Raw genomic sequence first — 13008 nt, 5'->3', positions numbered from 1 at the left:
CCTTTGCCACGAACACTCAGCTAGCGCCGCCGCGGCAACGACCGCGCCGGCCAAGGAACCGCCAGATCATGAATGCATCCGTCTCCGCTCAACTCGCTTCCAGCATCACCCCCATTACCCGCCGCAGCGCCCAGCCGCTGCCCAGCCCGGCCGTATTGCGCCAGCGCCTGCCGTTGCCCACCGCACTGGCCGAACGCATCGCCGTCGACCGTGACGCCATCCGCGCCGTGCTCGATGGCACCGATTCGCGCCTGCTGGTGGTGGTCGGCCCCTGTTCCCTGCACGACCGCGCCAGCGCCCTCGAATACGCCGAACGCCTGGCGGAACTGGCGCCGCAGGTGAGCGACCAACTGTTGCTGGTAATGCGTGCCTACGTGGAAAAACCGCGCACCACCGTGGGTTGGAAGGGGCTGCTGTACGACCCGCATCTCGATGGCAGCGGTGACATGGCCGAAGGCCTGCGCCAGTCGCGGCAACTGATGCTGGACATTCTCGAGCGCGGCCTGCCGCTGGCCACCGAGTTGCTGCAACCCATGGCCGCCGGTTACTTCGACGATCTGCTTGGCTGGGCCGCCATCGGTGCGCGTACCAGCGAGTCGCAGGTGCATCGCGAGATGGTCAGTGGCCTGGATCTGCCGGTGGGCTTCAAGAACGGCACCGATGGCAGCGTCGGCATCGCCTGCGACGCCATGCGCTCGGCGGCGCACCCGCACCAGCACTTCGGCATCGACGACCTCGGTCATCCGGCGTTGCTGCACACCGCTGGCAACCCGGACACCCATCTGGTGCTGCGCGGTGGCCACGGCGCACCGAACCATGACGCCGCCAGCGTCGCGGCTGCGCGCGAGGCGTTGCAGCGCCAGGGCATCGCGCCGCGCATCATGGTCGACTGCAGCCACGCCAACAGCGGCAAGGATCCGCTGCGTCAGCCGGCGGTGCTGGAAAGCGTGATCGACCAGCGCCTGGCCGGCGACACGAGTCTGCGCGGGGTGATGCTGGAGAGCCACCTGTTCGAGGGTTGCCAGGCGCTGTCCGGCGAGCTGCGTTACGGCGTCTCGATCACCGATGGCTGCCTGGGCTGGAGTGGCACCGAGCTGGCGCTGCGTCAGGCGGCCGAGCGTTTGCGCTCTTGAGTCTTGCGAGAGGTGAGCATCTGCGTGCAGGCTTCGTCGTCCGTTCCATGAAGGATTCGATTCATGCGTGATTACAAGTGGCTGCACGCGTTCTGCCTCAATCGCTTCGGCTCTGCCAAGGCCCTGGAAGCCATGCTGCCGCAGCCGCGCAGCGAGGCCGAGCTGCGCGCGCTGAGCGATGACCGCTACCTGTCCCTGATCAGCTTGCGCATCTTCCGCGCCGGCCTCAAGCACAGCCTGGTGGACGCCAAGTGGCCGGCGTTCGAGGAGGTGTTCTTCGGCTTCGACCCGGAAAAGGTGGTGCTGATGGGCGCCGAGCGTCTGGAGAACCTGATGCAGGATGCGCGTTTGATCCGTCATCTGGGCAAGCTCAAGAGCGTGCCGCGCAATGCCCAGTTCATCCTCGATGTGCGCCGCGAGAAAGGCAGCTTTGGCGCCCTGATCGCCGACTGGCCGGTGAGCGATATCGTCGGACTGTGGAAGTACCTGGCCAAGCACGGCAACCAGCTCGGCGGGCTGTCGGCGCCGCGCTTTCTGCGCATGGTGGGCAAGGACACCTTCATCCCCACCGATGACATGGTCGCCGCGCTCAAGGCGCAGAACATCATCGACAAGGCGCCGACCAGCCAGAAGGATCTCGCTGCGGTGCAGGCCGCCTTCAACCAGTGGCAGGCCGAGAGTGGCCGGCCGCTGTGTCAGCTATCGGTGATGCTGGCGCATACGGTCAATCACTGAGTCGTTTGCCTGCGTAGCCCGGATGCAATCCGGGGCAGCTCGCGCAAGGGTTACCGGATTGCATCCGGGCTACGGCAGCAGGCCTTCGCGGCCGCGGCGCGCCTCGCGAAACTCGCCTGGCGTCTGTCCGGTCCAGCCCTTGAAGCTGCGGTGGAAGGAGCGCGCCTCGGTGAAGCCCAGGTAGCTGGCGATGTCCTGCACGGCTAGATCGCTGTGCAGCAGATAGTGCTCGGCCAGTTCCTGGCGCAACTCGTCGAGAATCTGCTGGTAGCTGGTGCCGGCCTGTTGCAGGTGGCGTTGCAGGGTGCGCACGGTCATGGCGAACCTTTCCGCCACCCGTTCCTTGCGTGGCAGACCATCCTTGAGCAGCAGGCGCAGGGCGTTCTTCACCCGCTGCGGCAGCGGCTCGTCGTCACCCAGTTCGGCCATCAGTGCCAGGGCATGTTCCTCCAGGGTGCGCAGCAGGTTGGCATCGGCCTGGCGCAGGGGCAGTTCGAGGACGTCCAGCGGCACCAGCAGGGCGTTGCAGGGTTGGCCGAAGCGCACCGGGCAGCCGAACAGTTGCTGGTACTCCTCGAGGGCCGTTGATTCAGGTTGCGGGTGCTCGAACCAGACCGCGTGCGGTGCGCGTTCGCTGTTGCTGAGCCAGCGCGCATACAGCAGCCAGGATGCCAGCACGTTTTCCACCAGGTGTCGGCGCACCTCAGCCTGGGTCTGCTGGCAGCTCCAGATCAGGCGCAGATGGTCGCCGGCCATTTCCAGGCGGCTGCTGCCCATCTCGCCGACCAGCTTCTCGTAAGGCACGATGCGACTCATGGCTTCGCCGAGGGTGGCGCAGTTCATGGTGATGTAGCCGAGTACGCTCCATGACCCAGGCTGCACGAAGCGTGCGGCGTGAAGGCCGAACAGCGGGTCGACGGACTGGGCGAGCAGATGGGCCAGCAGACGTTCATGCTGGCTGCAGGGGATGCGTTGGCTGTGGTCATGGAGCAGGGCAGCGTCGAGCCCGGCCGCGTTCAGCGCCGCCTGGATGTCCAGGTCGAGATGCTGGGCCTGGCGCAGGTAGGTGCTCAGGCTGGCGATGGAGGTGGAGCCTGGGGTGTGCATGTGATCTTGTCGTTGTCGGCTGCCTGCTGCCAGGCATGTGCCGACGAACCCTAGCATGAATGCCTGGGCACGGGCAGCGCAGGATGGGCGGCTACCATCCTGCACTTCGCTCAGCGCAGATCCACCAGCACGATTTCGCTGTCTTCCTCGGCTTCGATGCGGATCGAAGTCTCATCGGCAATGGCCACGCCATCGCGCGCCTTGGCGGCGACGCCGTTGACCGCGAAACGCCCCGTGGCCCCCACCAGATAAGCCTTGTGCCCGGGTTGCAGGCTGTATTCGGCGCTTTGCCCGGCCTCGATCGTGGCAGCCACCAGACGGGCATCGGTGCGGATGGGCAGGGCATCGTTGTCGCCCGCGAAGCCGCTGGCCAGGGTGATGAAGGCGCCGGCGCGATCCCCCTTGGGAAAGGGCTTGGCGCCCCAGGAAGGCGGCAGGCCTGTCTGGGTGGGCTGAATCCAGATCTGGAAGATCCGGGTGGTTTCGTGCTCCAGGTTGTATTCACTGTGGGCGATGCCGCTGCCGGCGCTCATCACCTGCACGTCGCCGGCTTCGGTGCGGCCTTTGTTGCCCAGGTTGTCCTGGTGGGTGATGGCGCCTTCGCGTACATAGGTGATGATCTCCATGTCACGGTGCGGGTGCGGCGGGAAGCCTGATTGCGGGGCGATTTCGTCATCGTTCCAGACGCGTAGGCGGCCCCAGTTCATGCGCTGTGGGTCGTGATAGTCGGCGAAGGAAAAATGATGGCGGGCGTTCAGCCAGCCGTGATGGGCTGCGCCGAGTTGCTCGAACGGACGTACTTCGATCATGGTCAATCCTCTTGGCTTGCCAGGGAGAAGCCCCTTGGCAAGGGGCGATGACGCCATGATGATTTCGCTTGAATCGATTTAATAGAGCAAATTCTGCGCTATAAGAATCTATTGATTCGATATGTTGGTCACTGCAGCGCGCTACGGGGGAATGGCGATGAGCAAACGCAAGGCCTGGTTGATCTTGCATGGCAAGCAGGCGCTGAACGAGGAAGTCAGGGCGGCGGTGCATGGTATGCGCGAGCAGGGCTGGGAGATCGCCGTGCGCCTGACCTGGGAAGCAGGCGATGCCCAGCGGCTGGTCGGCGAAGGCTTGGCGGCCGGCTACCCGATACTGATCGCTGGCGGTGGTGACGGCACCTTGCGCGATGTCACCGAGGCTTTGATCGAGCACGGCGGCCAGGCCAGCCTGGCGCTATTGCCGTTGGGCACCGCCAACGACTTCGCCCGCTCGGCCGGAATAACCCCGACACCCGCCGCGGCACTGGCGCTGCTCGACGTGGAGCCGGTGGCGGTGGATGTCGGCCTGGCCGGGGAGCGCGTGTTCCTCAACATGGCCACCGGTGGTTTCGGCTCCAACGTCACGGCCCATACGTCGGAGGAGCTGAAGAAAGTGCTCGGTGGCGCCGCCTATCTGCTCACCGGGCTCAGCCGTTTTTCCGAGGTGCGCGCAGCGGCCGGGCATTTTCGTGGGCCGGATTTCGAGTGGCAGGGTGAGTTCCTCGCCCTGGGCATCGGCAACGGCCGCCAGGCCGGTGGCGGGCATGTGCTATGCCCGGAGGCTGTGGTCGATGATGGTCTATTGGATGTCTGCATCCTGCCCGCCGCCTCCGATGTGATCGGCACCTTCGGCACGCTGTTGTCCGGTGGCATTCTCGGTTTGCAGAGCGTAGCCATCAGCGCTCGACTACCCTGGCTGGAGGTGGATGCGCCAGAGGGGCTCGACCTCAACCTCGATGGCGAGCCCATGGTCAGCCGTGAGCTGCGTTTCGCCGCCAAGCCGAGTGCACTGAGTTTGCACCTGCCACTGCACTCGCCGTTGCTGCACGCTGGTCAGGCGCAAGGTGCTAAGGCATGATGGCTGGGCGCCAGCGATCTTCAGTCTGCCGGCTGCCTGCCGATATGCCGAAGGCAGGCTCGCAGGTCGCTGAAAAACTGCCTGCGTTGGCAATACTGCGGTAAAGCCGACCTGAAAATGCTCATTTACAGCAGGTAAACTGCGCTTTTTCGGTCGTCTTTGCCTTGTCTTGCCTGCCTCGTCTACGTTTTTCAACGGCCTGCTAGACTCAATAAACACCATGGGAGCGCGTGATGGCCGGCATTCTTGATTCAGTGGATCAACGTACACAGCTAGTCGGTGAAAACCGTCTGGAAATCCTCATGTTCCGTCTGGCCGGGCGTCAGCTCTTCGCGATCAACGTGTTCAAGGTGCAGGAAGTCCTGCAACTGCCCAAGCTGACGCTGATGCCACAGCGCCATCGCTTCGTCTGCGGGGTAGTCAACCTGCGCGGCCACACCCTGCCGGTGATCGACCTGTCCCAGGCCATCGGCATGCGCCCGCTGGTGCCGGACGAGCACAGCACCATCATCGTCACCGAATACAACCGCTCCGTGCAGGCCTTCCTGGTGGGCAGCGTCGACCGCATTCTCAACCTCAACTGGGAATCGATCCAGCCACCGCCCGGTGGTGCCGGGCGTCAGCACTACCTCACCGCCATCACCAAGGTCGACGACCAGATCGTCGAGGTGATCGACGTGGAGAAGGTGCTGGCCGAGATCGTGCCGATGAGCACCAAGGTGTCCGCCGAAAAACTCGCCGACCCCTTGCTGGAGAAGGCTCGTGGCCGCGAAGTGCTGCTGGTGGACGACTCCAGCGTGGCGCTGAGCCAGTTACGCGACACCCTCACTCAGTTGGGCATGCGTCTGCACATGGCCAGCGATGGCCTCAAGGCGCTCAATATGCTCAAGGCCTGGGCCGACAGCGGCGAGCTGATGACCGACAAGCTGCTGATGGTCTTCACCGACGCCGAGATGCCGGAAATGGACGGCTACCGCCTGACCAGCGAAATCCGCAACGACCCGCGCCTCAAGGATCTCTACGTGGTGCTGCACACCTCCCTGTCCGGCAGCTTCAACGAAGCCATGGTGAAGAAGGTCGGCTGCGACGGTTTCCTCTCCAAGTTCCAGCCGGACAAGCTGGTGGATGTGGTGCGCGCCCGTCTCGCCCTCGACGAGCCTGCCTGAGCGCTTGTGATCCCTGCCGGCAATTCGTATAAGGACGTTTTGCCGGCCGAGGGTCTGTTGCCGTTTCGACGCGAGCCGCGTTGCTGCATCAAATTGCGCCATGGCCGGGCGGCGTTCCGCGAGGCGCGGGATGCAGGTAATGGTCGTTCCCTTGCCAAATCCCGCAACGACGCATGGCGCAATTTGCCGCGCAACCCGAAGGGACGGGCCTGTTTTTGCGCGATGCCGCGTTACTCGTCGCTTATTTGGAATGACCAAACTTCGCTCCTCGCGCCTTGCCTCGCGCAAAAACAGGCTCCGTCGCGGCCGTGCGCGAAACGTCAACAGACCCTGGAGAACCCGATCATGTTGAGCCTTTCCGAGTTGTATCGCTATCCGCTCAAGTCCGGGCGGGGCGAGGCATTGCAGCGCAGTGCCGTCGATGGCCTGGGGCTCAATGGCGACCGCCGCTGGATGCTGGTCGAGGCCGCCACCGGCCGTTTCATCACTCAACGCCTGTTGCCGCAGATGAGCCAGCTCTCGGCGCTGTATGACGCGCGCGGCGGCCTGACCCTGAGCGCCGCCGGGCATGGCGAGCTCAGCGTCGCGCTGCCCGACCCCGAGCAGGACCTGCGTGGTGTGACCGTCTGGCAGGACAGCCTGCGCGTACCCGATGCCGGTGACGAGGCTGCCGCCTGGCTCAGCGACCTGCTGGGCCGCCCTTGTCGCCTGGTGCAGGTGCCCGAAGCACGCACCCGCCAGGTGGATACCGCCTATGCTCAGCCGGGCGACCGCGTGGCCTTCGCCGATGGTTTTCCCCTGCTGCTGATCGGCCAGGCCTCGCTGGACGATCTGGCGCAGCGTGTCGGCCGGCCGCTGTCGATGCTGCGCTTTCGCCCCAACCTGGTGGTAACGGGCAGCGAACCTTACGCCGAGGATGGCTGGAAACGCATTCGTATCGGCGCGGTGGAGTTCGAGGTGGCCAAGGGCTGCACCCGTTGCATCCTGACCACGGTCGATCCGCAGAGCGGCGAGCGCAGCGCCGACCGCGAGCCGCTGACCACCCTCAAAACCTACCGCGAGCGTGAAGGTGGCGTGTACTTCGGGCAAAACCTGCTGCCCCGTGGCGTCGGCGAACTGCAGGTGGGCATGCCGGTGGAAGTGCTCGAATAAGGCCTGGCCCCCTTCGCTCCTACAGGATCAGGCGCGCTCCACGCTGGCCGGCGTGCGGCGCATCAGCACCTTGCTGTGGCGCACCGACACCAGCGTGTGGCCCTGGCTGCGCACCATCTCGTAATCGTCCGGCGCCGAGAGGATCAGCAGGTTGGCCGGGCGACCCACTTCCAACCCATAACGATCACCCAACGCCAGCGCACGCGCCGAGTTGTCGGTGATCAGATCCAGGCTGCGCTTGAGGTCTTCGTAGCCGAGCATGTGGCAGATATGCAGGCCGGCTTCGAGGATACGCAGGATGTTGCCGTTGCCCAGCGGGTACCAGGGGTCGACGATGGAGTCCTGGCCGAAGCAGACGTTCATCCCGGCGCGGTCGATCTCCGCCACGCGGGTCAGGCCGCGGCGTTTCGGGTAGCTGTCGAAGCGCCCCTGCAGGTGGATGCTCTCGGTGGGGCAGGAGATGAAGCTGATGCCGCTCATCTTCAGTAGGCGGAACAGTTTGGAGCAGTAGGCGTTGTCGTAGGAACCCATGGCCGTGGTGTGGCTGGCGGTGACCCGCGCGCCCATGCCACGCACGCGGGCTTCTTCGGCCAGCACTTCGAGAAAGCGCGATTGCGGGTCGTCGGTCTCGTCGCAATGCACGTCCACCAGGCAGCCGCTGCGCTCGGCCAGATCCATGAGGAACTTGATCGACGCCACGCCCTGGTCGCGGGTGTTCTCGAAGTGCGGGATGCCGCCGACCACATCAGCGCCCAGTTCGATGGCCTGCTCCATCAGCGCGCGACCATTGGCATAGGACTCGATGCCCTCCTGCGGAAAGGCGACGATCTGCAGGTCGATCAGATGGCGGGTTTCCTCGCGCACTTCGAGCATGGCCTTGAGCGCGGCCAGTGTGGGGTCTGTGACGTCGACATGGGTGCGCACGTGCTGAATACCATGGTCGACCAGCATGTCGATGGTCTTCTTGGCGCGGGTCTTGGTGTCTTCATGGGTGACCAGTGCCTTGCGCTCGGCCCAGCGCTCGATGCCCTCGAACAGCGTGCCGCTCATGTTCCAGGATGGCTCGCCGGCGGTGAGGGTGGCGTCGAGGTGGATGTGCGGCTCGACGAAGGGCGGCACCACCAGGTTGCCGGCGGCGTCCAGGTCGCCCTCGGCCATGGGATGCAGGGCGTGTTGGGCTTCGATGGCGGCGATGCGCTCGCCATTCAGGGTGATGCGGTGCAGGCCATCGCGGCCGCGCAGGCGGGCATTGTGGATGATCATGGAAGTTCCTCTCAGGCAGGCGCCGACAGGCGCCGGATCAACAGCGCGACGCTGATGTTCAGGCGGTCGTGCGGATCGTCGAACGAGCAGCCGCTCAGCGCTTCGATGCGCTGTAGACGGTAGCTCAGGGTATTGCGGTGAACGTTCAGGCGCTGCGCGGCCAGGGCCAGGTTGCCGTTCTCGGCGAACCAGGCTTCTAGGGTCGGCATCAGCACCGGTTGGTGGCGCGAGTCGTCGCCGATCAGCGGGCCGAGCACGCGCTCGACGAAGCGATCGAGCAGGCTGCGATCACGAATCGCGCCGAGCAGTTCCAGCACGCCCAATTCATTGAAACTGCACAGGCCCAGGCGCTCCGGGAAGCGCTGTGCCACGCCCAGGGCCTGGCGTGCCTCGCCCAGGCCCTGAGCGAAACGCGGCGCCGCGCAGCCGGCGCTGCCTAGACCGAGGAACAGACGTAGCGGGCCGAGCTGCGGGCGCAGTTCGTCGAGCAGCATGGTCATGGCCTGGCGATTACGGGCTTCGGCCTGGCCGTCGGGGCAGGGCAGCAGGGCGATCCAGTGACGGCCCTGGCTGACCAGTGGCAGCGCGTCACCGAGTTCGCCGAGGCTCTGTTCCAGGCGCCGTTGCAGCAGTTGCTGACGGCTCTGCAACTGGCGCTCGGCGTCTTCATCCGGCAAGTCGCCGAACAGTTGCTCGCTGCCGTCGAGACGCAACAGCGCCACTTGACGCGGTACGTGCAGCGCCAGTCCCAGGCTGTCGCCGCGTTGCAGCAAAACGTCGAGCGACTGGTAGTCACCGTCCAGCACCTGTTCCAACACATGCTGGCGCGAGCGGCCGAGCTGCTGCGCCTGCACCAGCGCGGTGCCGATGGCCTGGGTGACCACCACCATCTTCAGCGCGTAGGGCTGTTCGATCAGCGGCAGGTTCAGGCGCTCGGCTTCGGCGATGACACTTGGCGGGATGGCTTGGATGAACTCGGCGCCGGTAAGGATGACCATGCCGGCGACCACACGCTCATGACCCTCACGCACCAGGCGCAGCAGGTTGGCTTCGTCGCGCGGGTGGTTGATGCCGGTGACGAAGATCAGCTCGCCGCCCATCACCCAGTCGGCGATGCCTTCGTTCTCGGCCACGTAGGGCCAGCGCACGGCATTATCGCGCCCGGCCTGGCCGGCACGCAGGCGCATGCTGGCCAGATCGGGCAGGGCGAGTACGTCGGCGACGGTCAGGCTCACGCGCCCGCTACCTGCTGACGGCCGACCAGGGCCTTGTTCGCCTCGAACAGCACCACGTAGGCCACGGCAGCCACGGCAATACCCACCAGCGGCGCGACCCAGGGCGAGAAGTAGGCGCTCAGTGAACCGATCAGGTAGGCGCCCAGGCCGACCCAGTTGAACGCCGGCAGGTGTGCCTCGGCCAGTTTCGGATAACGCGCGCGGTGGCCGTAGAAGAAGTCGGCCATGATCACGCCGCCGATTGGCGGGATGATCGAGCCGAGCAGAATCAGGAAGGGAATCAGCATCTCGTACATGCCGCCGATGGCAAGCCCGGTGCCGATACCGGCGCCGACCAGGGTCACGGTCTTGCGCTTGCCGGTGCGCAGCAGGTTGCAGCCGGCGGCGGCGAAGTTGTAGATGGTGTTGTCCTGGGTGGTCCACAGGTTGAGGAACAGCATGATCACGGCGGCCATGGACAGCCCCTGCAGCACCAGCACCTCGACCACGTCCGGCTGCTGATAGACGATGGCGCCGTAGGCGCCGGCAACGATCATCAGGCCGTTGCCGATGAAGAAGCCAAACAGGCTGGCCAGCACCGCGACGCGGCCGCTCCTGGCGAAGCGCGTCCAGTTGGTGGCCTGGGTGGCGCCGCTGACGAAGGTGCCGAACACCAGGGTGATGGCCACGCTCAGGCTCATGCTCTCCTTGGGCTCCACCGCCAGCAGGCCGGCGAGGCCGCCGATATCACGGGTGGCGATCCACAGCGAGACCACCAGCAGCACCAGCATGGCCGGCACGGCGACGCGCGAAAGCAGATCCAGGCCCTTGTAGCCGACGAAGGCGGTGAGGCAGAAGCCGAAGCCGAACAGCACCATCAGCGGGATGGTCAGGCCTTCGGGCAGGCCGAGTATCTTCACCAGCACTATGGCGATGGTCGCCGTGCCCCAGGCGTACCAGCCGATCTGGGTGAAGCCCAGCAGCATGTCGGACAGTTTGCTGCCCACCTCGCCGAAGCAGAAACGGCCCATCAGCACCGAGTTCAGCCCGCTGCGGCAGGCGATCAGGCCCAGTACGGCGGCATACAGGCCGAGCAGCAGGTTACCGATCACTGCGGCCCAGAGCAGGGTGGTGAAGTCGAAGGCCATGCCGATCTTGCCGCCGGCGAACATGGTGGCGGTGAAGAAGGTGAAACCGAACAGCAGGATGGCGGTGGAAAACAGCCCCTTGCGCGCGCCGTTGGGCACCTCGCTCAAGGGGTAATCGCTATCGGGGGTGACGTTGCTCATGGACCTGGCTCCGGTGTGGGTGTTGAAGCCTTGGCGATAGCAGGGGGCGTGCCAGAAATCAGCGCAGCGGCTGGCTTGGCAAGGTTGTCAAAGAGATTTGTGCGAAGCGCACAAAGAAAAGCACTTATGCAGTGCCAGGTCGCTCAAGGTTTGTGAGTGTAGAACAAAAGTGGTGCGCGACGCTGCGGTCGCGCACCAGCTTGCAGCGGATTTTGGTTGGCTGTAGGCGCTGCGCCAACTTGAACACAGTGCAGGTACAACCTGACGCCTTAAACCGAAAAGCTCTGAACGAGCTGCTGGGTAAATTGATACAGAACGTAGATTAGGTTAGCTACAGGTATAACTCGTCGAGTGATGCTCTGACCTTCACCCAAACCATCTGTGGGCGTGCCAGTCGGCACGATGGATTGGTGAGAACCGAGGACGGATCAATGACCCGCCCTAGAAGGCTTAGCTCCAGACAACAAATTGACCATCGGGCAGTATTAGCTCCACTGCCTCCGGTCCGACCCAAGAGTCGCTGTCCAGGAATATCTCTAAGAGTATTCCGTTATGAAGCTCTATATTTATTTTCTCCTCACTCTCATTGATCGACTTTACTTTGCTTCCAGTCAGTTGATTGATATCTCTTGATGAAAATCGATGCCTGTTAAAGATGGAGAGCTTAGATTTGTCTTCAAAGATCATTCCAGCGCTTTCGTCGTCCATATGCAGGGTTATTATTTTTTGACCAATTAGCGAGGTTAGATAGGATTTCATTTAATAACTCCTAGTCGATTGGGTAGTGGCCGCTACTGTTTGGTACGGTTTTCCCTGTTGTAGGGTCGACCCCTTGAGGGCGTGGGCTAGATGAGTTGGTGTATCGCATATATCCATTGGGGTATCCGGGGCTGCTGCCCTTAGGCTGAGTGGCGTTCATTATTCTTAGGGAAGGTCTGAAATAGGCCGCTATTTCTGGCCGACTTCGGCCACTGCCGATTTTGAAAGAGTCCATCTGATCGAAAATGCTCAGATAACCCGCTTGTTTCTCCGTTTCTGACCTCCGCAATCAACCTGCGGAGGCCATTTTCCACATTACAGACGCACCTCTCCTGCACCCACCAACAAATATCGGCGTGCCATCCACAGGTTCGACAGAGCGAATAACGTCACCATCTGGACGGTGTTCTTCGCCAAGCCACGAAACCGCACCTTGGTGTAACCAAACTGGCGTTTGATCACCCGGAACGGGTGCTCAACCTTCGAGCGGGTCTGCGCTTTGGCTTTCTCGAGGCTGCGGTATGCCTTGTACAGTGCACTTTTCTTGCCGTGCTTTTCGTACGTGCTGCGCCGAGCCGCGATCTGCCAGATGACCTGGCGCCCCTCATGCTCCTCGCGCTTCTCGACGCCCGTATAACCGGCGTCAGCCGCCACCATGTTCTCTTCGCCATGCAGCAGCTTGTCCACCTGGGTGACGTCCGCAACATTGGCGGCTGTGACATGGATGTGGTGCACCAACCCCGACTCCACATCGACCCCGATATGTGCCTTGGCACCGAAGTAGTACTGGTTGCCTTTCTTGGTCTGGTGCATTTCGGGGTCGCGTTTGCCTTCCCTGTTCTTGGTCGAACTGGGTGCATGAATCAGCGTGGCATCGACGATGGTGCCTTGACGCAAGGACAGGCCTCGGTCGCCCAGGTAGCCATTGATGACACCAAGAATGCCGGCAGCCAGATCGTTCTTCTCCAGCAGTCGACGGAAATTGAGGATGGTCGTTTCGTCCGGTATACGCTCCAGGCTCAAGCCTGCGAACTGGCGCAGGATCGTCGTCTCGTACAGCGCTTCTTCCATCGCCGGATCGCTGTAGCCGAACCAGTTTTGCATCAAGTGCACACGCAGCATCGCCATCAGCGGGTAGGCAGGACGACCACCTTTCGGGTAGTGCGGCTCAATCAAGGCAAGCAACCCCTTCCACGGCACCACCTGATCCATCTCGATCAGGAACAATTCCTTGCGGGTCTGCTTGCGCTTGCCAGCGTACTCGGCATCGGCGAAGGTCATCTGCTTCATCGGGAAGCTCGGC

The 13008-nt window shown here is 63.6% G+C and carries 12 protein-coding genes; 5 read left to right on the top strand and 7 right to left on the bottom strand.

The genetic code is table 11. The features are described 5' to 3' along the window. Positions 1 to 68 precede the first annotated feature (68 nt). The gene (locus PVE35_RS15365; RefSeq protein ID WP_277372307.1) at positions 69 to 1133 is read left to right on the top strand and encodes a 3-deoxy-7-phosphoheptulonate synthase; all 1065 of its coding nucleotides are present in this window, start codon (positions 69 to 71) and stop codon (positions 1131 to 1133) included. 63 nt (positions 1134 to 1196) lie between these two features. Beyond that, complete coding sequence (locus PVE35_RS15360) at positions 1197 to 1868, top strand: DNA-3-methyladenine glycosylase I (protein ID WP_277372306.1); 672 nt, start codon at positions 1197 to 1199, stop codon at positions 1866 to 1868. A 69-nt stretch (positions 1869 to 1937) separates the two neighbouring features. Here PVE35_RS15360 and PVE35_RS15355 read toward each other — a convergent pair whose 3' ends face one another. Together PVE35_RS15355 and PVE35_RS15350 are read right to left on the bottom strand one after the other, a co-directional pair. After that, positions 1938 to 2975 (bottom strand): AraC family transcriptional regulator, encoded by a 1038-nt coding sequence (locus tag PVE35_RS15355; RefSeq protein WP_277372305.1) that lies wholly within the window; start codon positions 2973 to 2975, stop codon positions 1938 to 1940. Between the two features lie 110 nt (positions 2976 to 3085). After that, positions 3086 to 3784: a pirin family protein gene (locus tag PVE35_RS15350; RefSeq protein ID WP_268182746.1), complete on the bottom strand. Its 699-nt coding sequence runs from the start codon at positions 3782 to 3784 to the stop codon at positions 3086 to 3088. Positions 3785 to 3941: 157 nt separating this feature from the next. Between PVE35_RS15350 and yegS the strand changes: the two genes are divergently transcribed. From yegS to PVE35_RS15335, 3 genes are all read left to right on the top strand, one after another. Then, positions 3942 to 4862, top strand: a complete 921-nt coding sequence (gene yegS / locus PVE35_RS15345; protein WP_268182747.1) for a lipid kinase YegS — start codon at positions 3942 to 3944, stop codon at positions 4860 to 4862. 233 nt (positions 4863 to 5095) lie between these two features. Continuing rightward, a complete protein-coding gene (locus PVE35_RS15340) occupies positions 5096 to 6028 on the top strand; it encodes a chemotaxis protein CheV (protein WP_277372304.1) in 933 nt (310 codons plus the stop codon). A 345-nt stretch (positions 6029 to 6373) separates the two neighbouring features. After that, entirely contained in the window at positions 6374 to 7180 is an 807-nt protein-coding gene (locus PVE35_RS15335; RefSeq protein WP_277372303.1) for an MOSC domain-containing protein, read from the top strand. Between the two features lie 27 nt (positions 7181 to 7207). Here the strand turns inward: PVE35_RS15335 and codA are convergent, their stop codons facing one another. From codA to PVE35_RS15310, 5 genes are all read right to left on the bottom strand, one after another. Next, positions 7208 to 8443 carry a cytosine deaminase gene (codA, locus tag PVE35_RS15330; RefSeq protein WP_277372302.1) on the bottom strand — a complete coding sequence of 412 codons (1236 nt, stop codon included), beginning with the start codon at positions 8441 to 8443 and terminating at the stop codon, positions 7208 to 7210. A gap of 11 nt (positions 8444 to 8454) precedes the next feature. Further along, positions 8455 to 9678 (bottom strand): PucR family transcriptional regulator, encoded by a 1224-nt coding sequence (locus tag PVE35_RS15325; RefSeq protein ID WP_277372301.1) that lies wholly within the window; start codon positions 9676 to 9678, stop codon positions 8455 to 8457. Next, entirely contained in the window at positions 9675 to 10946 is a 1272-nt protein-coding gene (gene codB / locus PVE35_RS15320; protein WP_277372300.1) for a cytosine permease, read from the bottom strand. Before codB ends, PVE35_RS15325 begins: the two co-directional genes overlap by 4 nt. 450 nt (positions 10947 to 11396) lie before the next feature. Continuing rightward, on the bottom strand, positions 11397 to 11705 hold the full coding sequence (locus PVE35_RS15315; protein ID WP_277372299.1) for a hypothetical protein: 309 nt from the start codon (positions 11703 to 11705) through the stop codon (positions 11397 to 11399). Between the two features lie 315 nt (positions 11706 to 12020). Continuing rightward, a complete protein-coding gene (locus tag PVE35_RS15310; protein WP_277374894.1) occupies positions 12021 to 12995 on the bottom strand; it encodes an IS5 family transposase in 975 nt (324 codons plus the stop codon). Between the last annotated feature and the right edge of the window lie 13 nt (positions 12996 to 13008).

This window comes from Pseudomonas sp. AA-38, assembly GCF_029457475.1.
Classification (GTDB): Bacteria; Pseudomonadota; Gammaproteobacteria; order Pseudomonadales; family Pseudomonadaceae; genus Aquipseudomonas.
Note: the sequence above shows the minus strand (reverse complement) of the source record. Positions and strands in the feature narration are given on the sequence as shown.